Here is a 26,106-nt window from a genome sequence, read left to right on the forward strand (position 1 = left end):
TCGGACAGAGGCAATCCCTCCGGCAGGGGCCGCTGCTCAGGCACCAACCGGTGGCCGGGCAACGCCGTCTGCTCGGCCGCCGGCCGACGCTCGGGCAACCCCGTCGGCCCCGGCACGGACAGCGAGGCCAGCGCCATCGACACCGACTGCGCCGCCCGCAGGTCCAGCCGATCGCTGGTGCCCTTCGCCCGGTGCCGCATCTCCACGGCGGCGAGGCGCACCAGCTGCGGCAGCAGGTCGTTGCACCGCCGGATCATCCAGGCGGTACCCGCGGTGGCCAGCCACAGCAGGCTCGCCGACTTGGTGGGCGGCGGAAACTCGGGCTCCGGCGAGGGCGCCGTCGCCGTCGCGAGACCCCGGTGCGCCAGCATCGCGTGGAAGCGCAGGGCGATCTGCCGGTGCCCGCGCTCCCCGGGATGTAGCCGGTCCGAGCTCCACATCGCGCGGTCCATGATCCAGTCGTCGTCGACCGCATGCAGATGCACCGCCCCGTACCGCTCGGAGAGCGTGTGGACCACCGTGTTGACGGCCCGCTGCCGCCGAGCCAGCGGGTTGCCGAGGATCCCCGGCAGTCCCAGCATCGTGCCCGGGTCGGGCAGGCACGCTGTCAGCACGGCCGTGCCCTGGCGGGTGAAGGACGCGTAGACCTTGTCGAGGCGTTCGGCGATCTTCTCTATGTCGAAGGTGCTGCGCAGGGTGTCGTTGACACCCACCAGGACGGACGCGACGTCCGGACGCAGGGTCAGCGCGGCGGGCAGCTGGGTCTCCAGCACGTCCCGCGTCTGCGCCCCGCTGACCGCCAGGTTGGTGAACTCGGCGGCCGGTTCGGACAGCCCGCCGGCGAGCAGCGCGGCCCAGCCGCGCCACCCGTTCGTCACGGGATCGCCCACGCCCTCGGTCAGCGAGTCCCCGAGGGCGACGTAGCGGAGCGGTCTCATGCCGCGCCCTCCGCACGCACGAAGGGACGCACCGGCACCGCCGCGTCGTGCGCGGTGAGGAAGCCGTCCACCGCCGTGCCCCAGCCGAAGCACTCCGCACGCGCGCGTGCCACCTCTCGGCGCTCGCGCTCGGGCCGGTCGAGGATCATCTCCACGGCGTCCGCGAAGGCGTCCCCGTTGTCCGCGGCGGTGGCCCCGGCGGAACCGATCACCTCAGGCAGCGCGGAGGACGCGCTCGCCACGACGGGTGTACCGCAGGCCATGGCCTCCAGCGCGGCGAGCCCGAAGGTCTCGGCGGGCCCGGGGGCCAGGGCCACGTCGGCGGATGCCTGGAGCGCGCCGAGCAGGCTGCGGTCGGCGACATGCCCGAGGAAGGTCACCGGCAGGTCCCGCTCCTGCGCCCGCTTCTCGAGCCCCGCGCGCAGCGGCCCGTTGCCCGCCACCACGAGCACGGCGCGCACTCCACGCCGGCGCAGCGACTCCAGGGCGTCCAGCGCGGTGCCGGGCCGCTTCTCCACGGAGAGCCGGGAGCACATCACCAGCAGCGTCTCGTCCGCACGCGCGTGTGTGGCGCGCAGCGCGGCATCGCGCAGGGTGGGACGCCGGTTCATCAGGTCGACGCCCAGCGGGGCCCGTACGACGTTGCGGGCGCCGATCCGCACGAACTCCCGCTCGGCGAACTCGGTGGTGCACACGACCTTGGAGTACGTGTGCGCCGTACGGACGTTGAGGGCGTCGGCCGCGCGCCGGGACATGTTCTCGGACAGACCCCAGGTGCGCAGCACACCGTCGGCGGTCTCGTGGGAGACCATCACGGCGGGCACGCGGGCGCGGCGGGCCCACCTGCCGGTCCACCGCAGCGTGGTGCGGTCGGAGACCTCCAGGCGGTCGGGGGCGAGTTCCTCCAGGAGGGCCGCGACCCGCCGCTTGTCGAGGAGCACGCGGTAGCCGCCGGTGCCGGGCAGCATCGGACCGGGCAAGGTGATCACCCGGCCCTGCTCGGTCTCGCGGTCGCTGTACTTCTCACCCGGCACGATGAGGACGGGATCGTGACCCGCCAGCTTGAAGCCCTTGCCGAGCTCGCGCAGCGCGGTGCGCAGCCCCCCGGAGGCCGGCGCGACGAAGTTCGCGAGCCGGACGATACGCAGGCCGTTCATGCCGCCACCACCGCCCGGCGCGCGGCGACCACGTCCGCGTAGTGCCCGATCAGCTGGTCGCCGATGGCCGCCCAGGTGCGGCCCTCGACCGTGGCATGCCCGGCAGCGCCGTACGCGGCCCGCAGCGCAGGGTCGGCGACCAGGGACTGCACCGCGTCCCGTACGGCGGCGGCGTCACGCGGCGGCACCAGCAGGCCGGTGCGGCCGTGGTCGACCAGGTCGAGCGGGCCACCGGCGGCGGGTGCGACTACGGGCACGCCGCTGGCCATGGCCTCCTGCACCGTCTGGCAGAAGGTCTCGAACGGACCCGTGTGCGCGAAGACGTCGAACGAGGCGAAGATCCGGGCGAGGTCGTCGCCGCCGCGTCGGCCCAGGAAGACCGCGCCGGGCAGCGCCTCGGCGAGCGCGGGCTGGCTCGGCCCGTCGCCGACGATCACGACCTTCACGCCCGGCAGGCGGCAGGTGTCGGCCAGCAGCTCGATGTGCTTCTCGGGGGCGAGCCGACCGACGTATCCGACGATCACCTCGCCGTTCGGGGCGAGCTCGCGGCGCAACGCCTCGTCCCGGAGCTCGGGGCGGAAGCGGGCGGTGTCCACGCCGCGTGCCCACAGCTTGAGCCTGGGAACCCCATGGGCCTCCAGATCGTTCATGGATGCGCTGGACGGGACGAGAGTGAGGTCGGCGGCGGAGTGGACGGAGCGGATGCGGCGCCAGGCCGCGGCCTCGCCGGCGCCCATGTAGGTACGGGCGTAACCGGCCAGGTCGGTCTGGTAGACGGCGACGGCGGGGACACCGAACTTGGCGGCGGCGGCCATGCCACGGACGCCGAGGACGAAGGGGCTGGCCAGGTGCACGATGTCCGGGCGGTGCTGGACGATCGCCGCGGCGAGGCGTCGGCTGGGGAGGGCGACGCGGACCTGGGGGTAGCCGGGGAGCGGAAGGGAGGGGACATGGACGACCGGGCACGGCGCCGCCAGGGCGGCGAGCTTGTTTCCGGGCGCCGGGGCGGGTGCGACGACGAGGGGAGCGTGACCGCGATCGACCAGGTGTCGGGCGGTCTGGAGCGCGCAGTGGGCCACGCCGTTCACATCGGGGGGAAAGGATTCGGTCACGATGACGACACGCATACCGGTGTTGTCGCCGGGCTGGACGTGGCCGCGTCAACGTGGATCTTTCCGAACAGGGAACGTCCCATGAGCGTTCCGCTGCGCACCCGGGCGGGTCAGATCACGTCCATGCGCGCCTGACCCGCAGGTCATCCCGCGTTCACCTGGCGGGCGGATCTCCCCGACATTCACAGCGTGAACACATGCCCCGCTCGATGATCGGCGATCAGCCGACCGTCACGGCTCGATCGATCATCAGCCGACCGTCACGACCAGCCCGATCATCAGCCGACCTTGACGACCCGCCCGATGATCAGCCGGTGGTCGTGTCCGGCCCGATCCGGCTGCGTACGGCCGTCTGGACCTCGGCCTCCTCCGCAGGATCGGCGGCGAGCCGACGCAATCGCTCGACGACGCGGGTGTCGCCGGTCTCGGCGTGCCGGGCGGCGATCTCGCGCGTGGTCTCCTCGCAGTCCCAGAGGCACTCGACGGCGAAGCCGGACGGGAAGGAGGGATCGGTGGCGGCCAGGGCGCGTGCGGTGCGGCCGCGCAGATGGGAGGAGGCGGTCTCGCGGTAGATATGGCGCAGCACGGGGGCCGCGCAGGCGATGCCGAGCCGTCCGGTGCCGTCGACAAGGGTCCACAGGGTCGGCGCGTCAGGGCCTTCGCCGCGTACGGCCTCCCGTAGCGCCGCGAGGACCAGGTCCTTGTCCCCGACCCCGCCCCGGCAGGCCAGCATGCGCCCGGCGGCGGCGCCCAGCGGATCGGGCCGTCGGGCCCAGCCTCGCGCGCGGTCGACGGCGGCAATACTGCGCATACGTTCGAAAGCGTCGAGTGCGGCTTCCACGACGACCGACGAGCCGGTGACCACGGCCGCCTCGATCAGGTCGAGGGCGTCCGGATCATTGCTGTCGGCGAGGTAGCGCAGGGCCGTGCAACGGGCACCGTCGGTGCCGTCCTCGGCGGCGGCCACGATCTCCGGCCGGTCCTCGGGGCCCGCGACGGCACTGAGGCACCGAGCGGCGGGCACATGCAGCGCGGCACCGCGCTCGATGCCCTGCTGGGCCCACTCGAAGACGGCCTGCACGCTCCACCCCGGACGGGGCCCGGTAGGTCGCATCTGCCGCTGCCAGCGGTCGAAACAGCCGGCCTCCTGAGCGGCACGCACACGCGTGGCGATCGATTCGCGCGGATCCTCGGCCCACAGCCGCCACGGCCGTGGCTCAAAAGCATCGCGTACGGCGACAGCCAGCTCGGCCTCGCCCTCGGGATCGGCCGGGAAACGCGCCAGCACGGGCGCGGCGAGGGCGCGCAGCCCGCCGTCGTCGTCCCTGAGCGCCAGTTCGTCCAGCGCCCAGGCCCAGTTGGAGCCTGACGCGGCGTACCTGCGCAGCAGTTCGAGGGCGTCCTGCCTGCCGTAGGAGGCGAGGTGACCGAGGACGGCGAGGGCCAGCCCGGTGCGTGACTCCTCGGTGTCGAGGGCGTCCTCGACGTCGAAGAGGTGGGCCTCGATCTCGTCCAGCTCGCCGTTCAGGTCGAGGTAGAGACGGGCGTAGTAGAGCGAGCGGTTCTCCACCTGCCAGTCGTGGCGGGGGTCTCGCAGCACGCAGTGGTTCAGAGCCGCGAGCGCTTCGGCACGCGGGGCGGTGAGCGCGTGCAGTGTGCCGTCGCCCCGCCCCCGCTGGAGCAGGCCGAGCAGCGTACCGCTGGGCGCTATGACCGGTTCGAACATGGGAAACAGCCTCACATCAAGCGTCGACGCAACCGGGGTTCTTGCTTCACCTGGCCGCGTGACAACACGTCGGGGCGCCCGCCGTTTCCTGCTTGCTGTAGACCATTTTCCTCTGCCTCTCGTCAGTGGCCCATGCGGGCCGCATCACGGCCCGCGCGGTGCGGCAACACCTGCCCAGCCATCGCGTCCGTGAATCACGACGTCATGATGACTCGGCACTTCCATCTGCCGCGACCGAAATTTCGGCGGCCCTGTACCGCCTCCCCCGTTATCTGTGTTTTCGCTGGTCAGAACATTCGGATCAGTGTGCGCCGAACAACTCGAGCAGTTCCGTCTTGCCGAACATGCGGGCCGTGTCGACCGCGGACGGAGTGCCCGCGGCCGGGTCGGCGCCGCCCTCCAGCAGAGCCTTGATCACTTCCGTCTCACCCTTGAAGACGGCACCTGCGAGTGGTGTCTGCCCTCGGTCGTTGACATGCTCCGCCGCGGCGCCCCGGGCGAGCAGCGCGCGCACGGCCTCGGCGTGGCCGTGATACGCGGCGAGCATCACGAGCGAGTCACCGCGGTCATTGGTGAGGTTGGCCGGAACGCCCGCGTCGACGTAGGCCACGAGCGGCTCGGTCTGCCCCTGCCGGGCCAGATCGAAGATCTTGGTCGCCAGCTCCACGACCTCGGGGTCGGGGGCTTCACTCATCGGCCGGACCGCCTCTCACTGCGAACACGGGGACTGCGGGGAACTGCTGGAACTTCTGGGACTACGGGAACTGCCGGAACTACGCGGAGCACGGGCACGGCCGGCGAGCGATGCTCGGCCGTACGAGTGATTCGCCAGGGTACTGGCTCGCGCGGCACATGACCCGACGCGCCCGCGGCAAAGATCATCGCAGACACGGTCGGGCGCACCACACGAGCTCATCCGGCCCAGGACACTCCGCCACCCGAGGGAAATACGGCGAATTTCACCCAGTTGCACCTTTTATCATATGGATACATCCTGTGATCCTGGAAGTACTCATGGTGACTGTCCCCACCAATCCAGGAGCACTCTCATGATCCTCTCCATCTCAGGCGTCGTCCTGCTCGGCATCGTCGTCTTCATCTTCTTCCGCAAGGACGGGCTGAAGCCGTCGCACGCCCTGATCTCGTGCCTGTTCGGCTTCTATCTGGCGAGCACGGCCATCGCACCGAGCATCAAGGCCGGCGGCGAGAGCCTGGCGAGCCTCCTGGGCGGCATCCATTTCTGACGCCGCCCCATCCACCCGTACGCACCTGTAGGAGACAGCAGTGGCCCGCCGCCCCCTCCCCCGCATTCTGAGCACAGGCAGCGCGCAGATCACCCGGAGCCGGGAGCTGGCCCGGGCGCAGTTCGCCCGCAGCCGGGAGCTGGCCCGGACAGCGACCGACAGCGCCTCTGACGTCCTCCACCCGCTGATCACGATCACCCGCGGGCTGCGCCGGCTGGCCTCGGCCGGGCGGCGCAAGTGGGCCGACACGCCCAAGGACAAGCGCGGCATGCTGCTGTTCCTTGTGGCCTCGGTGATCCTGGTCGTGGCACTCGTTCCGTACGGCCCGCTGCTCGCCGTCATCACGCTGATGGCGGCGGCGGCCTGGCAGGGCCGCGACCGCGAGCCCTCGGCACCCGACGGCCCCGACGAGTCGCAGACGGAGCGCCTGCGGTCGCTGTACGACGCACTGGTCCCCTACTTCTCCGCCGCCGAGGACCCGGCACCGCTCTACACCCACGGCGGCGAGTGGGAGAAGGCCTTCCCCGAGTACGAGTTCGACGCCACGGGACGCGTCAGCGGTCTCCTGATCCGCTACCCCGCCTACTTCACCGACGGCGAGGCCCAGGCCCGCGCGCGGATCGAGCACCTGCTGACCGCGAAGTCCGGCCGCGGCCGTGAGTACCACTTCACCTGGGACGAGGAGGGCAACGAGCTCACCGTCACCGCCCTCACGCCCCTGCCCACCGACATCGCCGCCCAGCGCTTCGTCACGGCCCCCGGCGAAACGGTTCTGGGCTTCACCGATCTCACCCGGGTCCAGCGCACGCTCCCGCTCACCCACGGCGCGGAACAGCGCGACGTACCGCCGGTCGTCTGGCGCACCGGCATCCGCTCCACCGAGCCCCACCTGCTGGTCATGGGCCAGCCGGGCACCGGCACCTCCACCCTGCTGCGCTCCATCGCCCTGCAGGCCCTCCAGTACGGCGACATCGTCATCGTCGAGGGCGGCAGCACCGGCGAGTACGCCTGCCTGATCGGGCGGGACGGCGTCCTGGCCGTCGAGTGCGGGCTGGCCGGGGCGCTGGCGAGCCTGGAGTGGGCGGCGACGGAAACGGAGCGGCGCCTGATCGCCATCAACCGGACCCGTCAGGCGGGCCATCCGCCGCCGGACGACACCAAGCGCCCGCTCTGGATCCTCCTGGACCGCCCGACCGCGTTCTCCCACCTCGCGGCGGCGGACAACCGCAAGGATCCCCAGTCCCTGCTCCAGGTGCCCCTGCGGCACGGCCGCGCGGCCAATGTCACGGTGGTCGTGGCCGACCAGTGGGACGCCATGGACACACTCAGCGACGCCGTACGACAGCACACGCGCGCGCGTGTCGTGCTCGGCCCCGCGACGGCGGAGCAGCTGGAGACGGTCCTGGGCGCTCCCCCGCACACCACCCCGGTCACCGACGTCCCACCCGGCCGCGGCTACGCCCGCCTCGGCACGGGCCCCGTCCACCGCCTCCAGGTCCCGGCGACCCCGGACCCGTACGACGACGCGACGAGCGACACGCACCGGCAGGCGGTACTGGATCTGCTGCCGGAGCGGACGACTCCGGTGGAGGTGGAACCGCCGGCGAAGCCGACGAACACGACGAAGCCGGAACAGGAGCCGGAGCCGGTACCCGCGGAGGCCGTGGTGGTCGAGACCTCGTAACCCGCGCACCCCGCGGGCGGCCGGCGCCGGTCAGGCGACGAACGTACGGTGCCCTTCACTGCCCCCGGTCGCCCCGCTCTCCACCAACCGCGCCGCCGCCCCCAGCCTCACCGCGGCCTCCTCGGCCACCGCACCCCCCACAGTGAACGGCAACCGCACATACCCCTCGAAGGCCCCGTCCACCCCGAACCGAGGCCCGGACGGCACCCGGACCCCGACCCGCTCCCCCACTTCCGCGATCCTCGAACCCGACAGGCCCCCCGTCCGCACCCACAGCGTGAGCCCGCCGCGCGGCACCTCGAACTCCCACCCGGGCAGTTCCCGCCGCACGGCGGCGACCAGCGCGTCCCTGTTCTCCCGGGCCTGTGTGCGCCGCACCTCCACCGCCTGCTCCCAACCGCCGGTACCGAACAGCCAGTTCACGGCCAGCTGCTCCAGAACCGGCGTCCCCAGATCGGCGTACGCGCGCGCGGACACCAGACTGCGGATCACATCCGGAGCCGCCCGCACCCAGCCGATCCGCATCCCCGCCCAGAAGGCCTTGCTGGCCGACCCGACGGTGATGACGGTCGACCCCGCGGGGTCGAAGGCGCACACCTGGCGCGGCATCTCGACATCCGGGTCGAGCCACAGCTCGCTCATCGTCTCGTCGGCCACGAGCACCGTCCCCGCCGACCGCGCCGCGTCCACCAGCCGCCGCCGCTGGTCCTCGTCGGCCAGCGCCCCGGTCGGGTTGTGGAAGTCGGCGACGACATAGGCGAGCCGCGGCGCGGCCTCCCGCAGCACCTGCCGCCACCGGTCCATGTCCCAGCCGGCCAGCCCGTCCGCCATGGCGACGGGCACGAGCCGGGCGCCCGCCTCCCGCATCAGCTGGAGGATGTTGGCGTACGACGGCGACTCGACGGCAATCCGCTCACCGCGGCCCGCGAACAGATGGCAGATCGCGTCGATCGCGCCCATCGCCCCGGTCGTCACCATGATCTGCTCGGGCATCGTCGGAATCCCGTGCGCCGTGTACCGCTCGGCGATCATCGAGCGCAGCGCGGGCAGCCCGGCCGGATAGTCACCGTGCGTGTGGGCGTAGGGGGGCAGCTCCTCCAGGGCCCCCTGGACCGCACGGGTCAGCCACGGCTCGGGCGCGGGCAGCGCCGCGGTGCCCAGGTCGATCATCGAGCCGAGCGCCTCGGGCGGCAGCGGCTCGAGGCCGCGCGCGGGCAGCGGGTTCCCGGCCGGTACGGCGGTCCAGCTCCCGGCCCCGCGCCGGGACTCCAGGAACCCCTCGGCGCGCAGCGCCTCGTACGCCGCCGCCACGGTCGTACGACTCACGGACAGCGCGAGGGCCAGCTCACGCTCGGCGGGCAGCCGCGCGGCGACCGGGACGCGGCCCTCCAGCACGAGCAGCCGGATACCGTCGGCCATGGCCCGGTACGCGGGCGGGCGCCTGGTGCCGGGGCCGGCGGGGCGGTCCTGCTGTGAGGTGAGGAGCCGAGCGAGCTGCGTGGCACCCACCGCAGAAGTCCACTGCGCCATGATTTCCAGTCCACCTTCCCCGAATTGGCCATGGATGGCTTTGCTTCCCAAGCCACAGGGTGTCATGCATCAGGCCACTACCACCACAGGGGGCACGTCTTGTCCACGCAGGGGCATCTCCTACAGCGGCTCAAGGAGGGGCATCTCATACGGCGGCTGGCACAGCTCTACATCGGGCTCGCGCTGTACGGCGCGAGCTCGGCGTTGCTCGTCGAAGCGGGCCTCGGCCTGGAGCCCTGGAACGTACTGCACCAGGGCCTCGCCGAACGCACCGGCCTGACGATCGGCGTCGTCTCGATCATCGTCGGAGCCGCGGTACTGCTCCTGTGGATCCCGCTGCGCCAGCGCCCCGGCCTCGGCACCGTCTCCAACGTCTTCGTGGTCGGCATCGCCATGGACGGCTCCCTCGCCCTGCTCCCCGAGGCGCACTCCCTGGCCGTACGGATCCCGCTCCTCCTGGCCGGCATCCTGCTCAACGGCGTGGCCACCGGCCTCTACATCGCCGCCCGCTTCGGACCGGGCCCCCGGGACGGCCTGATGACCGGACTGCACCGGCGTACCGGCCGCTCGATCCGTCTGATGCGCACGGCCGTCGAGATCGCGGTCGTCGTGACCGGCTTCGCCCTGGGCGGCACCGTCGGCATCGGCACCCTGCTCTACGCACTGTCCATCGGCCCGCTCGCCCAGCTCTTCCTGCGGGTGTTCGCCGTCCCCCCGGCATCGGACGGCAGCACGGTCGTTGCCACCGGGCAACCCCGGCGAGCGATACTGCGTCCGTGAGCACCACGCGGATACGCCACCCGTACCTCGACCACCCCGGCCCGATCCCCTTCGCCCATCGGGGCGGGGCGGCAGACGGCCTGGAGAACACCGTGTTCCAGTTCCGGCGCGCGGTCGACCTGGGCTACCGGTACATCGAGACCGACGTCCACACCACGCGCGACGGCAAACTCGTCGCCTTCCACGACGCGACCCTGGACCGGGTGACGGACGGAGCGGGCCGGATCGCGGATCTGCCCTGGGGTGACATACGGCACGCGCGCGTGGCGGGCAAAGAGCCCGTACCCCTCTTCGAAGAGCTCCTGGAGACCTTCCCCGACGTCCGCTGGAACGTCGACCTCAAGGCGGAGCCTGCCCTCCACCCCTTCCTGGAGCTGATCGAGCGCACCGACGCCTGGGACCGCGTCTGCGTCGGCTCCTTCTCCGAGGCCCGCGTCATCCGAGCCCAGCGCCTGGCCGGACCCCGCCTGGCGACGTCGTACGGCACCCGGGGCGTCCTCAACCTGCGGCTGCGCTCCTGGGGAGTACCGGCCGCGCTGCGCCGCTCGGCGGTCGCCGCCCAGGTACCCGAGACGCAGTCCGGGATCCAGGTGGTGGACCACCGCTTCGTACGGGCCGCCCACGCGCGCGGGCTGCAGGTGCACGTGTGGACCATCAATGATCCCGATGCGATGCACCGGCTCCTGGACCTGGGAGTGGATGGCATCATGACCGATCACATCGACACGTTGCGCAAGGTCATGGAGGACCGGGGCGTCTGGGTCTGACCCCCGTCCGGACTCCGCCCCTCGCGCGGGGATCACCACGGGGAAGCGAGGGCGCGGGGTGGGCACCGATACCGTGCGGACGGATGCGGCCGACGAGGCCGCGGACCGCCGCCGCGAGCAGCGCGGCTGGTACTTCTACGACTGGGCGTGCTCCGTCTACTCGACGAGCGTGCTCACCGTGTTCCTCGGCCCCTATCTGACGTCGGTCGCCGAGAAGGCGGCGGACGCGGAGGGGTTCGTCCATCCCCTGGGCATCCCGGTGCGCGCCGGCTCCTTCTTCGCGTACTCGGTGTCCCTGTCGGTGATCGTCGCCGTCGTGGTGATGCCCCTGGTGGGCGCGGCCGCCGACCGCACGGGCCGCAAGAAGCCCCTCCTCGCCGCTGCCGCCTATCTGGGGGCCACGGCCACCCTGGCCATGTTCTTCCTGGACGGCGACCGCTATCTGCTCGGCGGCCTCCTGCTGATCGTGGCGAACGCGGCCCAGTCGGTCGCGATGATGCTCTACAACTCCTACCTCCCGCAGATCGCCCCACCCGAGGAGCGCGACGCGGTCTCCTCCCGCGGCTGGGCCTTCGGCTATGCCTCGGGCTCGCTGATGCTGATCCTGAACCTGGTCCTGTATCTGGCGCACGACTCCTTCGGGGTCTCCGAGAGCATGGCCGTCCGTATCTGCCTGGCATCGGCCGGCCTGTGGTGGGGTGGCTTCGCTCTCATCCCGCTACGACGACTGCGCGACCGTCGGACCACGACCGACGACCGTGCGGCCAAGAAGCCGAGCGCGATGGGCTTCCGGCAGCTCGCGGCGACGGTCCGCGACATGCGCCGCCACCCGCTGACGCTGGCGTTCCTCCTCGCCTACCTCGTCTACAACGACGGCATCCAGACGGTGATCTCCCAGGCGTCGATCTACGGCTCCGAGGAACTGGGCCTCGGCCAGTCCACACTCATCGGCGCGGTACTGCTGGTCCAGGTCCTCGCGGTGGTGGGCGCGCTGACGATGGGACGGCTGGCCCGGACCTACGGAGCGAAGCGGACGATCCTCGGCTCTCTGATCGCGTGGACGGTCACGCTGGCGGCCGGGTACTTCCTGCCGGCCGGGGCGCCGGTGTGGTTCTTCGTGCTGGCGGCCGGCATCGGACTGGTCCTGGGCGGCAGCCAGGCGCTGTCCCGCTCCCTGTTCTCCCATCTCGTCCCGCCGGGGAAGGAGGCCGAATATTTCTCGGCGTATGAGATGAGCGACCGCGGTATGAGCTGGCTGGGCCCTCTTCTGTTCGGGCTCACCTACCAACTGACCGGCAGCTATCGGGACGCGATCATCTCCCTGGTGGCCTTCTTCGTCATCGGGTTCGCCCTGCTCGCGAGGGTTCCGGTGCGGCGGGCGATCAGCGACGCGGGCAATCCGGTCCCGACAAGGATTTAGCGTTCCCGGTGAAAGGGCGGTAGTGTACGCGTTTGGCCTGCCAGGCGTACCGTTACTGCGCGTCAAAGATGCCGAAACGCTGTGTGACATCTGCTAGCAGATGTGACAAACCGGGCGCCGGTGGGTACGACATTGGTCAGCAAGGCTGCGGCTACGACGGCGACGCATCACCCAGAACGGGACACGGGACGGGAATCTTTACCGCCGACCGGACGTTGACCGGATGACGACGACAGCGACACCTGTCCTGTGGGCGACAAGCCCGGGAGGCACGATTCATGAGTGAGCGAGCTCTTCGCGGCACGCGCCTCGTGGTGACCAGCTACGAGACGGACCGCGGCATCGACCTGGCCCCGCGCCAGGCCGTGGAGTACGCATGCGAGAAGGGGCACCGGTTCGAGATGCCCTTCTCGGTCGAGGCGGAGATCCCGCCGGAGTGGGAGTGCAAGGTCTGCGGGGCCCAGGCACTCCTCGTGGACGGCGACGGCCCTGAGGAGAAGAAGGCCAAGCCCGCGCGTACGCATTGGGACATGTTGATGGAGCGGCGTACCCGAGAGGAACTCGAAGAGGTCCTCGAGGAGCGACTTGCCGTTCTCCGCTCGGGGGCGATGAACATCGCGGTTCACCCCCGGGACAGCCGCAAGTCGGCGTGATCCCAACACGGCTTGGGCGAGTTTGACCAGGCAAAGCATGTAACCGCGGGCGCCGTACGTGAAGGTGACGTACGGCGCCCGCGGTTTGCTGTGCCCAGAAATTGCTGTGTCTGAAATGTGCTGGGCATGCAAAAAGGAGACCCGGCGCTCAACGGCGCCAGGTCTCCTTTTGCGATGCGCGATGCCGACTTGCGATGCCGACTTGCGATGTCAGCGCGTCAGGGGCGGGCGCGGGTCCTGCGGCGCGTCCCCCGGCTCGTCCCTGATGACCTCCCCCTGTACGACCTTGCCATCGGGGCGGTGCATACGAGCCTGCTGGAAGGCGTCACCGAGTGAACCCGGGGTCGCCTCGCGCAGCTTGCGCTCGAACGTCCGCTCCGCATGACGGCTGAGTGCCTTCTGGACCGGCGGGATCAGCAGAACGAGACCCACTGCGTCCGAGATCAGGCCCGGCAGCATGATCAGCAGGCCGCCCAGCATCATCAGGCCGTTGCCGCCGCCGCTCGTCGGGGTGCCGCCGCGTTGCAGCGCTTCGTTCAGGGACTGGAAGGCGCGACGGCCCGCCCGCTTGATCACCACCGAGCCGAGCACCAGGCCGGCGAGCAGCAGCAGGAACACCGCGAGCCCGCCCACCGCGTCCGCGACCACGGTCAGCAGCCAGATCTCCAGCACCAGCCACGCGGCGATGCCCAGCGGCAGGAACGTACGCAGCCGGGAGCGTCGGGGCGAGGCGGGGTAGGTGGGGGTCGGTGCGCCAGTCGTCATGCGTCCAGTGTGCCTGGGTCCGGCTCAGAGCGGGATAAGGGGACGGCCGACGACGCCTGTGCGGTCATGGGCGGCGCCTGTGACGGCTGAACGTGGGTCGACTACGACTGTGACGGCGACGAGGGCGACGAGGGCGACGAGGGCGACGACGAAGGCTTGGCACGGCGGCCCATCAGCTTGCCCACCCGCTCCTGCGCTCCCCACGACGTGACCCGCCACAGCGCCTCGACCAGGATGTCGCGGCTCATCTTCGAGTCACCGAGTTCGCGCTCGACGAAGGTGATGGGCACCTCGACGACATGGAACCCGGCCTTGACCGCGCGGCGGGCGAGGTCGACCTGGAAGCAGTAGCCCTGGGAGGCGACGTCGTCAAGGCCCAGTCCTTCGAGGGTCTCGCGGCGGAAGGCACGGTAGCCGCCGGTGATGTCGCGCAGCGGGAGGTCCAGGGCGAGCCGGGAGTAGAGGCTGCCGCCGCGGGAGATGAACTCGCGGGACTTCGGCCAGTTCACGACCCGGCCGCCGGGCACCCAGCGGGAGCCGAGGACGAGGTCGGCACCCTTGAGGGCGGTCAGCAGGCGGGGAAGTTCCTCGGGCTGGTGGGAGCCGTCGGCGTCCATCTCGATCAGGACGCCGTAGCCGTTCTCCATGCCCCAGCGGAAGCCCGCGAGGTAGGCGGCGCCGAGGCCCTCCTTGCCCTTGCGGTGCAGGACCTGGACGTGGTCGTCCTCGGCGGCCAGTTCGTCGGCGAGCTTGCCGGTGCCGTCGGGGCTGTTGTCGTCGGCCACGAGCACATGCGCCGCGGGGACCGCCTTGCGGACCCGGCCGACGATGCCCTTGATGTTCTCCGCCTCGTTGTAGGTCGGAATGATCACCAACGCCGTGCCGAGCGGCCCGAACCGCTTCCCTCGGTCCGGTGCCGCGAGGTCCCCGTCGCCGTCGTTCACTGCTGCCCCTTCACATCCGTACGCAGACATCCACCATAGTGGTCGCGGCCTGGGCCGACGCGACAGCACGTTCGTATGGTGGTGTCGATTCCACAAGAGCGGGGTAAGGCTGACTTTTCGGGGACCGGATACGTCGGTTTCGCACTCTCTGCTGGTGTTCGCGCCTTCTGCGGATGGGGGCCCGGCGCCCTTCGGGCCGACCTGGGGCCCGCTGGCTGCGGGTCGACCGAAAGCCGTTGTCTACTGAGCGCCCGGGCCCCACCCGGGTCACACCTCCCCGATCGGCCGCGACGTTCCGTCGTCGCCGCGCGGACGCTGAGCCTGGCTCCCAGTGGCGGTGCCCCGGTGCGGCACACCGTCCCTGACCCAGCGGCGTCGCGGCGGTTCCCGGAAGATCCGCGGGCCCCGATCGGGCGTCCGGTGGTGGACTCGGCCGAACCTACCGGCCCCGGGCCTCCGCCTGTCAACAGCCGTTTGACCTGCGGGTCTTCGCCCACATCGCTGGTCAGCGCGGAGGATGCGCAGGTCGCGCGCCGGGGTGGTGCGCAGCGATCGCATGCGCGCCACCCCGGGAGATCACTCGCCCGGCCGTACGAAGACCGTTCGTCCGCCCACGACCGTGCGCAGGCAGATCGGCAGCTCGCGGCCCGGCGACAGATCGGGCAGGCCAGGGGTGCCGGAGCGGGGGTCGGTGGACCAGCGAGCGACCCGGTCGTCAGGGGCCTGGACCACCAGTTCGCCGGTGCGCCACACCGCGTAGTCGGCGGGCGCACCCGGCACCAGGACGCCCGCGTCGTCGCGCCCGACCGCCCGCCAGCCGCCCCGCGTATGCGCCGTGAACGCGGCACGCACGGAGACGCGGTGCTCGGGCGTGTGGTGGAACGCGGCGGCGCGGACCGTCCCCCAGGGGTCGAGGGGCGTGACCGGGCTGTCGGAGCCGAAGGCGAGCGGGACGCCGGCGCGCAGCAGGGCCGCGAAGGGGTTCAGGGTGCGGGCCCGTTCGGCGCCCAGGCGTTGCGCGTACATGCCCTCCTCGCCGCCCCACAGCGCGTCGAACGCGGGCTGGACCGAAGCGGTCAGGCCGAGCTCGGCGAAAGCCGCGACGGTCTCCGGCATGAGCATCTCGGCGTGCTCGACGCGATGGCGGGCGGCGCGGATACGGGCGAGACCGAGCTTCTCGGCGGCTGTGCGCACGCCCTCCACGACGGCGGTCACGGCGGCGTCGCCGATCGCGTGGAAGCCCGCCTGGAGGCCTGCCTCGGTGCAGGCGGCGACATGGGCGGCGACGGCGGCGGCGTCGAGGTAGGCGGTGCCGGTGTGGGCCGCGTCGGCGTACGGCTGGTGCAGGCAGGCCGTGTGCGAGCCGAGGGCGCCGTCGACGAAGAGGTCGCCGGCCGCGCCGATCGCGCCCAGCTCGCGCGCTTTCTGGACGTCCTGCTCCGCCCAGTAGCCGACGACCCGCGGTCCGGGTTCCCCGGCTGCCGAGCGCAGCAGCCCGGTGAAGTCGTCCTCGGAGGAGATGTCCGGCCCGCCGCACTCATGGACGGTGCCGATGCCGAGGGAGGCGGCGTGGTCGAGGGCCGCGCGCTGTGCCTCGACGCGCTGGGCCGGCGTGATCGCCTCCAGCGCGGTGGCGCGTACGGCGTGGTGGGCACCGGCGACGAGCGGGGCGTCGCCCGCGCCCTGCTCGCCGGGTGTCATGTCCAGCAGGGCCGTCGTGACGACCGCCGAGTGGACGTCGATGCGGGACAGGTAGAGCGGTCGGCCACCGGTGGCCTCGTCGAGCTCGGCGCGCGTCGGGGGACGGCCACCGGGCCAGCGGGAGGCGTCCCAGCCATGACCGAGGAGCACCTTGTCCTGCGGGCGGGCGGCGGCGAAGTCCCGTACGAGGGCGAGGGCCGCGTCGAGGGAGGGCGCGCCGGACAGGTCGAGGCCGGTCAGCGCGAGGCCCGTGGCGGTCGTGTGCACGTGGGCGTCGGTGAACGCGGGCGTGACCAGGGCACCGTCCAGATCGACGACCTCGTCCACGCCGTCCGCGAAGGCGTCGGCGGCCCCCTCGGACCCCACCCAGGCAATCTGTCCGCGCTCCACGACCATCGCGGTGGCGAAGGGATCGGCGGGGCTGTGGACTTCTCCACGGCGGAGGAGGACGGTCTTCGGCTCGGAACTGCGCTCACTCATGGAGAACAGTCTCGCGCCTGCCCCCGTCACCTCTGGACAGGGGGCAGGCTCAACGGCGCAGACCCACGACGATCAAATGCGCGGCGGCCGCGCCTCATACGGCGTCGACAACACCACGGTCGTCCGAGTCGACACGCCCGCCAGCGCCCGCAGCCGGCTCAGCAGCTCCTCCAGCTCGTGCGGCGTGGCCACCCGAACCTTGAGGATGTAGTTCTCGTCGCCCGCGACGCTGTGACAGGCCTCGATCTCGGGAACCCCGGCCAGCCGTTCCGCGATGTCGTCGGGGGCGCTGGGATCGAACGGCTTCACCGAGATGAACGCGGTCATCGGCAGCCCCACGGCCTCGGAATCCACCACCGCGGCGTAGCCACGGATGACGCCGCGCTGCTCCAGTCGCCGCACTCTCTGGTGCACGGCAGACGTGGACAGGCCCGTGGCCTTGCCCAGGTCGGTGTAGCTCATCCGCCCGTCCTTGACGAGCAGCTGCACGATCTGTCGGTCCAGCTCCTCCATGGCGCAAGAACCTACAGTGCGGCTGATCTCCTCGGATACCTGAGCAGCCCAGGTCATGCCCTGTTTGTGATGTGACCGAGGGACGACTGTGGGCCGCCTGAGGGACAAACCGGCCGCCTCGGGCACCTGCGGGCGGCATGTGACGAACGCCACAGGCCCCGAACAGGCTCCGTGATGTGCCCGTGATTAACGCCGAGATCCGGCGGGAAGTGCTTGCTGTGGTCGAGGCCGCAGTGCCTTCACGGCCCCAGCCCGAGGGGGAGTTATCCATGCAGAGTCTTAAGCGCCCTGGTCGTACCGCGCCCAAGCGCCTTCAGTCAGTCGTCGAGCCCGCTCCGGAGGGCGTCGAACCCGACGACTTCGACGACGAAGAGCTGGACGCGTACGACACCTTCGAGATGTACCGGGTGATCTGCCCGAACTGCGCGCAGCCCATCGCCCTGCTGGCCGACGAGGAGGTCCTGCCGGAGCACGCGCTGTGCGCCTCGCCGTGGAATCCGTTCGGCCTCACGGTCTGCGCCGGTACGGGCCGCAAGGCCGCCGAGGCAGGTTCCGCGGACGAGTCCGAGGAGCCCCACGAGCAGGAGCTGGCCCTTCTGTTGACGCTCCCTCAGGGGCTGAACTGGCGGACCCAGCCCTTCTCGCACGTCGGCGGACCGGGCTCGCGCCCCATCAGGATCCCGGCGATGCGTCGCCAGGCCGCCTGAGCGACCGCACCGGTCGCTTCGCTCAATCCCAGTAGCTGCCCTGCACCATGGCTCGCAGGCTGCCGTGGTGCAGGATCAGTGTGTCCGGGTCCGCCGGGACGGCGACTTCGCCGAAGTACGCCTGGCGGTAGGCGATCCGCAGCATGACGACGGCGTGCCGCAAGGCGGCGTACAGCGTGTAGAAGTCCATGTCGCGCGGCGTGTGGCCGGTGAGGTCCGCATAGCGGGCCTCGATCCGGTCGCGGCGCAGGAAGTCGGGCAGCCCGCGCTGTCCGAAGGCGACCGTCAGGTCGTGGAAGAAGCGGTGCAGATAGACGGTCCAGCCGAGGTCGACCTCGCGCGGGGCCAGGGCCGCCATCTCCCAGTCGAGAACGGCGGCGGGTTCGAAACCGTCGTAGATGACGTTCCCGATGCGCGCGTCACCCCAGTTGAGCACCGGCGCGCCCGGATCGTGCGGCCAGAGCTCCTCCAGGCGCTCGAACGCGTCCTCGATGAGCGGTGAGCGGACCAGTCCGTCAACCACCCATTCGTAGTACGCGCGTTGAGCAGTGACATGCCGCCGCAGCGCGTCGTCCTCGCCCGGAAGCGCGAGAAACTCGGCTTCCCTCAGCGGGACTTGGTCGTGCAGCCGGGCCAGCAGTCCGATGGTGGCCGCCTCCAGGTGCTCGCGCTCGGCTTCGCTCGCCGCGTGCAGCCAGTTGCCCTCGTAGGTGTACGGCATGACGTCGGGCGGCACGCGCCCCTCGACGCGCTCCATGACGAAGAAGGGCGTCCCGAGCGGGCCGGGGTTCTCCTCCAGCCACAACACCTTCGGCACGGGCAGATCGGTGTGCTCGGCCACGACGCGCATCGTCCGGTACTGGCGCGGCATGTCGTACACCGGGAAGACGGTGTACGCCGCCGGATCCGCCGCGAGCCGCAACGCACAGGCGCGCACCGGCGGTTCGGGGTGCTCGATGTCGAAGAGCAGGGTCTCGCTGGACAGGCCGTTCGACTCGGGGACGGTGACGCCGACCGACTTCGCGCCGGGCAGCCGGGTGCCGAGCCAGGCGGTGAGGCGGCGGGTTAGTTCCTCGGGGTCGCGGGTGGTGGTGCGCGGGCGCGGTGCCGTGGCTGCCATGTCCCAAACCCCCTACGGTGCGACCGACTTGAAGTCCGCGAACCCGCTCGGGTCGTGCCGCCCGAACGAGCCGTGCTCGAAGATTCCGTGGCCGACCCTGCCGTCCAGCCGGAACCGCGCGGCGTGATCGGTGACGCCGTACGCGGCCAACGGGTGGGCCTCGGTGAGGTCGTAGCTGCGCCGGTCGACCCATCCGCGCCCTTGCCAGGTGCCGTGCTGCCAGTCCTCGGCCGGCGGGTAGCCGGCGCCGATGGCGAGCGCGGACGAGGTGAGGATCTCCACCTCCAGCTCCTGGGGCTTGCGTACGTCGCCGAGGTGAAGGAGGGCTCGCTCGGGGTGGCGGGTGCCCGAGCGGTAGGTGATCTCGGCCTGGGGCCAGCCGAGTTGGCGGTCCCGGCGGCCGGGGCGGACCATCGTCGCCTCGCTCAGCGAGCGGTACCCGTCCGCGTCCTCCTGGACGATCACCATCAGGAACCGGTCCTCGAACCGGACCGGGCACCAGATCCAGTGGAAGCCCTCGGTCGGACGCTCCTCAGCGAACCGCCCGCCCTCCTCCCCCGGTATCGGCCGCACACCCCAACTGCGATCACGTGTACCGGTCCACTCGCCAGGGACGACGCGGAACTCCTGCCCGCCCGCGCGCACGACACCCGCCACTCCGCCCGCCTGCACGAAGCGGCGCCCTTCGAGGGTGAGCCGGTCGCCGCGGTGCTGGAGGTGGTGGGGTTCCCACAGGGCGGGGAAGTCGGCGGTCCAGGTGATGTCGTACGACAACGTGTCGTCGTCGCAGGTCAGCCGCAGCCGGCGCAGCGGCTCAGCCACCTCGATGCGCAGCGGCCCGACGGCAAGCCGCATCCGGTCCTTACCGAGTGCGTCCGAGGCCCGCACCGCGTGCAGCGTGTCCCCCACCCGCAGGGTCGCGTACGCGTCGATCACCCCGACGTTGGGGTACACCCCGAGGCCGAGGATCAGCAGGGCACGCCCCTCGTGGTCGAGGATGTGGAAGATGCACCGGTCGTAGGCGTTCCGGTCGCTGGTCGCGACGTACTTCATAGACAGGGGTACCTGGTGCACCGGGTACTCGTCGAGCGGTACCGGACGGTCGTCGTCGGCCACGGCAAACCTCCCTGGAGGCGGCTGGGCTGACGGTACGTCAGCTGCGCTCAGGTGGCCAGAGAGGGTGTCGGACGTTCGCGAACTCACGCCCTATTCCCACAAGCGGTGACTTGTCCGTCGGCCTCCGCGTTGCCCTGGTATGCCCCCCACGTACTCCGCGACCGGGTCCCAGCGCCGCGTCTTCGTTCCGCGGCCCGCGGGAACGGTCACGCCGCCGGCGCCCCCGCAGCAGCCGGATCCGCCGATCTACCGCGATCTGATGCGCATGTGGGCCGACCGCGGCCGCACCCTGCCGGGGCGCCACGACCCGGAGTGGATCCGGCTCACGGCGCCCACGGTCAGGCACGGTCAGTTCAGCGTCCTTCGGGACCTGCCAGGTGACGGGCGATGACCATCCGCTGGATCTGGTTGGTGCCCTCGACGATCTGCAGGACCTTGGCCTCCCGCATATAGCGCTCGGCCGGGAAGTCCGCGGTGTAGCCGTACCCGCCGAGGACCTGGACGGCGTCGGTGGTGACCCGCATCGCGGTGTCGGTGCAGTGCAGCTTGGCCATGGCCGCCTGCTTGGCGAACGGCCGGCCCGCGTCGCGCAGCCGTGCCGCCGCGAGGTACAGCGCGCGGCCCGCCTCGATCTGGGTCGCCATGTCGGCGAGCATGAAGCGCAGGCCCTGGAAGTCGGCGATCGGCTTGCCGAACTGCCGTCGCTCGGTCGCGTACCGCACCGCCTCGTCCAGCGCGGCCTGGGCCACGCCGATCGCGCAGGCCGCGATGCCGAGCCGCCCGGAGTCGAGCGCGGCCAGGGCGATCGCGAAGCCCTGGCCCTCGTCGCCGATGCGCCGCTCGTCGGGGACCCGGACGCCGTCGAAGTGGACCTGGGCGGTGGGTGAGCCCTTCATGCCCATCTTCTTCTCGGGCACCGCGGCGCTCAGCCCCTGCGCGTCGCCGGGCACCAGGAACGCGGTGATCCCGCGCGGGCCCTCCTCGCCGGTACGCGCCATGACGGTGTAGAAGTCGGCGATGCCGCCGTGGGTGATCCAGGCCTTGTTGCCCGTGATCACCCATTCGTCGCCCTCGCGCACCGCCTTGGTCCGCAGCGAGGCCGCATCGGACCCGGAGGCCGGCTCGGAGAGGCAGTACGCGCCGAGCAGCCCGCCGCCGAGCATCGCCGGCAGGTGCTCGACCTGCTGCTGCTTGGTGCCGTAGGTGGCGAGGGCGTAGGAGGCCAGGGTGTGCACGCTGACGCCGAGGCCGACGGTGAGGCGGACCGCGGCGAGTTCCTCCAGGACCTGGAGGTAGACCTCGTACGGCTGGTCACCGCCGCCGTACTCGGATTCGTACGGCAGACCGAGCAGTCCTGATTCGGAGAGCAGGATGAAGACCTCGCGCGGGAAGCGTCCGGCGTCCTCCTCCTCGGCCGCCTTCGGGGCGATCTCGCGCTGCGCGATGTCGCGGACGAGCGAGATCAGATCCCGGGCCTCGTCCGTGGGCAGTTGACGGTCCACCGGCTGCGGGGCGCGGTCGGGCATGGCGACGCTCTCCTCCCTTTCGGGATGTCGGCGGTCGCGCGCCTTGGGTGGGGCGGCTCCGCCTGGTCTCTCGGGTGCGGGCCGGTGCTCCGCTCCCGGGTCGCGGAAGCTGCTGACCAGCGGCTCTGCGGTGAGTATGCCCGATCCGGGACATCGAGTCACCAGTTAACGACCGCTTACTCCAAGAAACTTTCGGACTACTCCCCGGCTGCGCAAATTGGTCCGAACCATTGACCAATTGGTCTAGTCCTCCTACCGTTTCGGTCCAACGCCTCCCCGCGTTCATGCCAATCGGCGTGCGATCCCCTCTGTCCCCTGCGAGGAGACACCCGATGCACACCCCGCTCCCCTCCCGGTCACGCGGCCGCGCCCTGCTGGCCGCCGCGTGTTCCGCCGCTCTCGGCGCCGGTCTGCTCGCCGCCGCCGGCACGGCGACCGCCGACCAGAACGGCCCGGACCAGGACGGCGCCCGCAAGGCCGCCGGCTCCAAGGTGGTCGGCTACTTCACCGACTGGGGCATCTACGACCGCCAGTACTACGTCAAGAACATCGAGACCTCCGGCTCGGCGAAGGAGCTCACGCACATCAACTACGCCTTCGGCAACGTCGTCGACGGCAAGTGCGCCATCGGCGACACCTGGGCGGACACCGACAAGCCGTTCACCGCGGCGGAGTCCGTGGACGGTGTCGCGGACACCGCGGACCAGCCGCTGAGCGGCAACTTCAACCAGCTGCGCAAGCTGAAGAAGCTCCACCCGAACCTCAAGGTCGTCTGGTCGATCGGCGGCTGGAGCTGGTCCGGCGGTTTCGGCGAGGCGGCCAAGAACCCGGCGGCCTTCGCCCAGTCCTGCTACGACATGGTCGAGAACCCCAAGTGGGCGGATGTCTTCGACGGCATCGACATCGACTGGGAGTACCCGGGCGCCTGCGGGCTGACCTGTGACACCAGCGGCCGGGAGGCCTTCCCTGAGCTGATGAAGGCGCTGCGCGCCAAGTTCGGCAAGCGGAATCTGGTCACGGCGGCGATCACGGCCGATGCCAGCGACGGCGGCCGGATCGACGCGGCGAACTACGCGGGCGCGGCGCGGTACGTCGACTGGTACAACCCGATGACCTACGACTACTTCGGCGCCTGGGCCGCCGCCGGCCCCACGGCACCGCACTCCCCGCTGCGCTCCTACCCGGGCATCCCCCAGGAGGGCTACAACACGGCCGCCACCATCGCCAAGCTCAAGGGCCTGGGCATCCCGTCCTCGAAGCTGCTGCTCGGCATCGGCTTCTACGGCCGCGGCTGGACCGGCGTCACCCAGGCGGCCCCGGGCGGTACGGCCACCGGCCCCGCGAAGGGGACGTACGAAGACGGCTTCGAGGACTACAAGGTGCTCAAGCAGACCTGCCCGGCGACCGGCACGGTGGGCGGCACGGCGTACGCCAAGTGCGGGAACGACTGGTGGAGTTACGACACTCCGGCGACCATCAGGACCAAGATGCAGTACAAGGACCGACAGGGTCTGGGCGGGACCTTCTTCTGGGAGCTCAGCGGGGACACCGCGAACGGCGAGCTGATCAAGTCCATCAAGTAGCGGGACCCTCGGGGGACTTGGGGCGGAGGACCACGAGGCCTCCGCCCCTCGCCCTTTGTCCTTTGCCCTTTGTCCTTCGCCCTTGCGGACCGGTTCAGTAGTCCCGGCGGGCCGGGTCGGGCGCCTTGTAGGAGGGGTCGAGTTCCTCGATGGCGCGCATGGCGCCGCCCAGCATCTTCACCAGCAGCTCGCACATGGTGTCGCGGGACAGCTCGGGGCGGTCGATCCAGTCGAGCGTGGCGCCCTCCACGCTGCACACCCAGGCGAGCAGGCCCATCCGGGCCAGCGGGGCGATGTCGACTCGGCCGTACGCCCCCTCCGCGAGGGTCGCCACGATCGCCTCGCGCACCCCGTCCCGGACGGCGTGCACCTCGGCGTCGAAGCCGACGCCGCCGCTGACGATGGTGCGGTAAGCGGCCTGGTTGTGCTCGGCGTAGCGGAGGTAGCTGTCGATGGTGCGGTGGACCCGGTCCACCGGCTGCAGTTCGACGCCGCTCGCCGCGTAGGTGACCAGGTCGGCGACGGAGTCCTGGATGATCGCCAGGTAGTAGCCGCGCTTGGACTGGAAGTAGTAGTAAATGAGTCCCTTGGCGACATGGGCCTGCCGGGCGATGTCATCCATGGAGAGCGCGTCGTACGACGTGTCGGCGAACAACTTCCGCCCGATACTGATGAGTTCGGCACGACGCGCCACGGAACGCTCGGTGCCGCGGGCCCGGGGACGGGCCGCGTCACGCTGTTGACTGATATTCAATTTAGACCCTGTTGTTCAACGGGCGGCGGGACATCCGCAGTATGGCAGACCTTCACCAGCTGCTTGTTCGAGTCTGATCGACTCCGATGAACACGCTCGACAACAGGGTCGGTATTTGTCCGAACAAAGCGCCCCGTGTGTGCCAGGTCACAGCAGTCCGAGCTGGGTGACGAGCATCGCGACGACCACGACAAGGATCCAGCCCATGGCGTGCTCGAGGATCTTGGGGCCGTCGTCCTTGGGGCCGCCGGTGCGGACCCGGGCGGCTGTGACTGAGTGCGCGGTCATATGCCCACCATGCCATCGGCAACGGCCGCCCCGGCGGAGACCTTGCTCACAGCACACCCACCGCCGCGAGTGCCGCCCGCTGGCGCGGGGTCGGACGCGCCGGGAAGTAGAGGTAACAGACACCGCCGGTGCCGGATACGACCTTGCCCGCGGCGTTGTACCGCTTGGTCCGCAGCCAGATGTTCTCCCATTCGCGCCGCTTGTAGACGCGCCGCACCGCCGGGTTGCTCGGCGAGTTCGGGTCGTTGGCGATCACGTCGCCGTCGGGGGTGAACCCTATGACGGTCATCAGATGCCCGGCGGTGCCGTACCCCGCCCCGGTCAGCTCCTCCTTGAGGAAGGACTGGGACGTTATGGCCGGGATGCCGACCGCGATCAGCGTCTCCAGGTCGGTGAGCGATCCGAGCCGGGTGACCACGCCCTGGAGGTCCTTGAAGGTGGCCGCGTAGGCGGCGTTGAACGGCCAGTTGCCGCAGCCCTCGTACTGGTAGTCGAAGGTGAACCGGGCCGCATGGCAGACCTGCGGGTCGGCGAACGCCGGATCGACCCAGGCCAGCTGCTCCGGGGTGAGGCGCCCGCCCCAGTACTCGATGATCATCTGCGAGGAGGTGGGGCTGCACCAGGCCTCGCCGCCGTTGTCGTACTCCGGGTACTGGCCGATGTGGGTCTCCTGCGAGTACCGCGGGACGATCAGTTCTCGGGCGAGGCCCGGCGTGGAGGCCGGGACGGTGAAGCGGTCGGGGACGTCGGAGCCCATGGCGCCGACCCGCCAGACCTTGGGGGTGAGCTTCGTGCCGGGCTTGCGGTAGAGGGTCAGCCGGAGCCGGTACGACGTGAGGCGCAGCCCGGTGGCCGGGTCGTCGACGGCGAAGGTGTCCGTCCACACGCTGCTCTTGCCGTCGCTCTGGTCGTCGACCGAGGTCCGCCGGATGTCCTGGTCGCCGGCGGCCCAGCGGCCCAGCACGTACCAGGGGGTCTCGGTGCCGTCGGTGTAGGTGCCCCGCAGCTCGATCTGGAGCCAGGTGCCGTCGGGGGTGTGTGCGTTCCAGGAGGCGATCACCTCGGTCGCGGGGACGGTGAGGCGGTGGACGGGGGACGTCCAGGTCGCGTACTCCCAGCGGGCGGTCCGACCGGTGTGCGGGTCGGTGTAGTCGCTGGCGCCGAGGGGCCCCGCGATCACGATGCCGGGGCGGGCGCCCGCGACGGCACGCGTGCCCTCGGCGGTGCCGCGGCGCCAGTCGGCGTAGGCGGTCCAGGCGCGGTTGTCGACGGTGCGGGCCGGGGCGTTGGCGAGGGCCGGGGCATCGGCGCCCTCGTCGGCGGCGGTCGGGCCCGCGCTGCCGGCGACGGCTGCGGCGACGGCGGCGGTCAGGACGGCTCTCCGGGACGGCTGTTCGGCTCTGCTCATGGGCGGAAGACTCCCAGGTGTCCGAGTCGGCAAGGTCCAATGCACGGCTGTCCGCCAACTATGGCTGCAGGAGGCACCGTCTGCCAGCACTTCGGCCCCTGGCGCGCCTACCAATATTGGTCTCGACCACTGGCGCGAAGCGGGACGGCCCTCCGCCCCAACCTCCTTATGAGCAGGGCGAGATGAGCGA

The 26,106-nt window shown here is 71.0% G+C and carries 23 protein-coding genes and 1 pseudogene; 8 read left to right on the forward strand and 16 right to left on the reverse strand.

The genetic code is table 11. The annotated features are described in order from the left end of the window. Nucleotides 1-113: 113 nt before the first annotated feature. The 5 genes and pseudogenes from BLU79_RS28665 to BLU79_RS28685 form a co-directional block, all read right to left on the reverse strand. A pseudogene (locus BLU79_RS28665) lies at nucleotides 114-938 on the reverse strand (SGNH/GDSL hydrolase family protein); the annotation flags it as partial. Continuing rightward, nucleotides 935-2,095: a glycosyltransferase gene (locus BLU79_RS28670; protein WP_093908832.1), complete on the reverse strand. Its 1,161-nt coding sequence runs from the start codon at nucleotides 2,093-2,095 to the stop codon at nucleotides 935-937. The pseudogene BLU79_RS28665 and the gene BLU79_RS28670, both read right to left, overlap by 4 nt. Beyond that, complete coding sequence (locus tag BLU79_RS28675; protein ID WP_093908833.1) at nucleotides 2,092-3,222, reverse strand: glycosyltransferase family 4 protein; 1,131 nt, start codon at nucleotides 3,220-3,222, stop codon at nucleotides 2,092-2,094. The genes BLU79_RS28670 and BLU79_RS28675 overlap by 4 nt, the downstream gene beginning before the upstream one ends. A gap of 292 nt (nucleotides 3,223-3,514) precedes the next feature. Continuing rightward, on the reverse strand, nucleotides 3,515-4,933 hold the full coding sequence (locus tag BLU79_RS28680; RefSeq protein WP_093908834.1) for a HEAT repeat domain-containing protein: 1,419 nt from the start codon (nucleotides 4,931-4,933) through the stop codon (nucleotides 3,515-3,517). A 301-nt stretch (nucleotides 4,934-5,234) separates the two neighbouring features. Then, nucleotides 5,235-5,627: an ankyrin repeat domain-containing protein gene (locus BLU79_RS28685; RefSeq protein WP_093908835.1), complete on the reverse strand. Its 393-nt coding sequence runs from the start codon at nucleotides 5,625-5,627 to the stop codon at nucleotides 5,235-5,237. 355 nt (nucleotides 5,628-5,982) lie between these two features. On the opposite strand from BLU79_RS28685, the gene BLU79_RS28690 reads away from it, so the two are divergent. Together BLU79_RS28690 and BLU79_RS28695 are read left to right on the forward strand one after the other, a co-directional pair. After that, complete coding sequence (locus BLU79_RS28690; protein WP_093908836.1) at nucleotides 5,983-6,177, forward strand: hypothetical protein; 195 nt, start codon at nucleotides 5,983-5,985, stop codon at nucleotides 6,175-6,177. 40 nt (nucleotides 6,178-6,217) lie between these two features. Beyond that, nucleotides 6,218-7,861 carry a P-loop NTPase family protein gene (locus tag BLU79_RS28695; RefSeq protein WP_093908837.1) on the forward strand — a complete coding sequence of 548 codons (1,644 nt, stop codon included), beginning with the start codon at nucleotides 6,218-6,220 and terminating at the stop codon, nucleotides 7,859-7,861. 30 nt (nucleotides 7,862-7,891) lie between these two features. On the opposite strand, the gene BLU79_RS28700 is transcribed toward BLU79_RS28695, so the two are convergent. Next, a complete protein-coding gene (locus BLU79_RS28700; protein ID WP_093908838.1) occupies nucleotides 7,892-9,391 on the reverse strand; it encodes an SCO1417 family PLP biosynthesis transcription factor in 1,500 nt (499 codons plus the stop codon). 30 nt (nucleotides 9,392-9,421) lie between these two features. Between BLU79_RS28700 and BLU79_RS28705 the strand changes: the two genes are divergently transcribed. From BLU79_RS28705 to BLU79_RS28720, 4 genes are all read left to right on the forward strand, one after another. Next, entirely contained in the window at nucleotides 9,422-10,171 is a 750-nt protein-coding gene (locus BLU79_RS28705) for a membrane protein YczE (protein ID WP_371131960.1), read from the forward strand. Next, a complete protein-coding gene (locus BLU79_RS28710; RefSeq protein ID WP_093908839.1) occupies nucleotides 10,168-10,938 on the forward strand; it encodes a glycerophosphodiester phosphodiesterase family protein in 771 nt (256 codons plus the stop codon). Before BLU79_RS28705 ends, BLU79_RS28710 begins: the two co-directional genes overlap by 4 nt. A gap of 58 nt (nucleotides 10,939-10,996) precedes the next feature. Continuing rightward, complete coding sequence (locus BLU79_RS28715) at nucleotides 10,997-12,358, forward strand: MFS transporter (protein ID WP_107489315.1); 1,362 nt, start codon at nucleotides 10,997-10,999, stop codon at nucleotides 12,356-12,358. A gap of 278 nt (nucleotides 12,359-12,636) precedes the next feature. Continuing rightward, nucleotides 12,637-13,011 (forward strand): RNA polymerase-binding protein RbpA, encoded by a 375-nt coding sequence (locus BLU79_RS28720; protein WP_003977404.1) that lies wholly within the window; start codon nucleotides 12,637-12,639, stop codon nucleotides 13,009-13,011. A 210-nt stretch (nucleotides 13,012-13,221) separates the two neighbouring features. Here BLU79_RS28720 and fxsA read toward each other — a convergent pair whose 3' ends face one another. The 4 genes from fxsA to BLU79_RS28740 all read right to left on the reverse strand — a co-directional run bounded on the left by fxsA (nucleotide 13,222) and on the right by BLU79_RS28740 (nucleotide 17,414). Further along, a complete protein-coding gene (fxsA, locus tag BLU79_RS28725) occupies nucleotides 13,222-13,776 on the reverse strand; it encodes an FxsA family membrane protein (protein WP_093908840.1) in 555 nt (184 codons plus the stop codon). Between the two features lie 101 nt (nucleotides 13,777-13,877). Next, a complete protein-coding gene (locus BLU79_RS28730) occupies nucleotides 13,878-14,720 on the reverse strand; it encodes a polyprenol monophosphomannose synthase (RefSeq protein ID WP_093908841.1) in 843 nt (280 codons plus the stop codon). 576 nt (nucleotides 14,721-15,296) lie between these two features. Next, complete coding sequence (locus BLU79_RS28735; RefSeq protein WP_093908842.1) at nucleotides 15,297-16,901, reverse strand: amidohydrolase; 1,605 nt, start codon at nucleotides 16,899-16,901, stop codon at nucleotides 15,297-15,299. A 72-nt stretch (nucleotides 16,902-16,973) separates the two neighbouring features. Continuing rightward, complete coding sequence (locus tag BLU79_RS28740; protein WP_093908843.1) at nucleotides 16,974-17,414, reverse strand: Lrp/AsnC family transcriptional regulator; 441 nt, start codon at nucleotides 17,412-17,414, stop codon at nucleotides 16,974-16,976. A 269-nt stretch (nucleotides 17,415-17,683) separates the two neighbouring features. Between BLU79_RS28740 and BLU79_RS28745 the strand changes: the two genes are divergently transcribed. Continuing rightward, the gene (locus BLU79_RS28745) at nucleotides 17,684-18,121 is read left to right on the forward strand and encodes a hypothetical protein (RefSeq protein WP_093908844.1); all 438 of its coding nucleotides are present in this window, start codon (nucleotides 17,684-17,686) and stop codon (nucleotides 18,119-18,121) included. Between the two features lie 22 nt (nucleotides 18,122-18,143). Here BLU79_RS28745 and BLU79_RS28750 read toward each other — a convergent pair whose 3' ends face one another. The 3 genes from BLU79_RS28750 to BLU79_RS28765 all read right to left on the reverse strand — a co-directional run bounded on the left by BLU79_RS28750 (nucleotide 18,144) and on the right by BLU79_RS28765 (nucleotide 21,883). Next, the gene (locus tag BLU79_RS28750; RefSeq protein ID WP_093908845.1) at nucleotides 18,144-19,241 is read right to left on the reverse strand and encodes a phosphotransferase family protein; all 1,098 of its coding nucleotides are present in this window, start codon (nucleotides 19,239-19,241) and stop codon (nucleotides 18,144-18,146) included. 12 nt (nucleotides 19,242-19,253) lie between these two features. Beyond that, on the reverse strand, nucleotides 19,254-20,294 hold the full coding sequence (locus tag BLU79_RS28755; protein WP_093909084.1) for an Rv3169 family protein: 1,041 nt from the start codon (nucleotides 20,292-20,294) through the stop codon (nucleotides 19,254-19,256). Nucleotides 20,295-20,710: 416 nt separating this feature from the next. Beyond that, complete coding sequence (locus BLU79_RS28765; protein WP_093908847.1) at nucleotides 20,711-21,883, reverse strand: acyl-CoA dehydrogenase family protein; 1,173 nt, start codon at nucleotides 21,881-21,883, stop codon at nucleotides 20,711-20,713. Nucleotides 21,884-22,215: 332 nt separating this feature from the next. On the opposite strand from BLU79_RS28765, the gene BLU79_RS28770 reads away from it, so the two are divergent. Further along, a complete protein-coding gene (locus BLU79_RS28770) occupies nucleotides 22,216-23,466 on the forward strand; it encodes a glycoside hydrolase family 18 protein (RefSeq protein WP_093908848.1) in 1,251 nt (416 codons plus the stop codon). Between the two features lie 94 nt (nucleotides 23,467-23,560). Here BLU79_RS28770 and BLU79_RS28775 read toward each other — a convergent pair whose 3' ends face one another. From BLU79_RS28775 to BLU79_RS28780, 3 genes are all read right to left on the reverse strand, one after another. Continuing rightward, the gene (locus BLU79_RS28775; protein ID WP_093908849.1) at nucleotides 23,561-24,220 is read right to left on the reverse strand and encodes a TetR/AcrR family transcriptional regulator; all 660 of its coding nucleotides are present in this window, start codon (nucleotides 24,218-24,220) and stop codon (nucleotides 23,561-23,563) included. A gap of 147 nt (nucleotides 24,221-24,367) precedes the next feature. Continuing rightward, nucleotides 24,368-24,508 carry an SCO1431 family membrane protein gene (locus BLU79_RS47555; RefSeq protein WP_107489316.1) on the reverse strand — a complete coding sequence of 47 codons (141 nt, stop codon included), beginning with the start codon at nucleotides 24,506-24,508 and terminating at the stop codon, nucleotides 24,368-24,370. Nucleotides 24,509-24,554: 46 nt separating this feature from the next. After that, nucleotides 24,555-25,916: a peptidase C39 family protein gene (locus BLU79_RS28780; RefSeq protein ID WP_093908850.1), complete on the reverse strand. Its 1,362-nt coding sequence runs from the start codon at nucleotides 25,914-25,916 to the stop codon at nucleotides 24,555-24,557. Nucleotides 25,917-26,106 lie beyond the last annotated feature (190 nt).

Origin of the sequence: Streptomyces sp. cf386 (assembly GCF_900103585.1) — a bacterium.
Classification (GTDB): Bacteria; Actinomycetota; Actinomycetes; order Streptomycetales; family Streptomycetaceae; genus Streptomyces.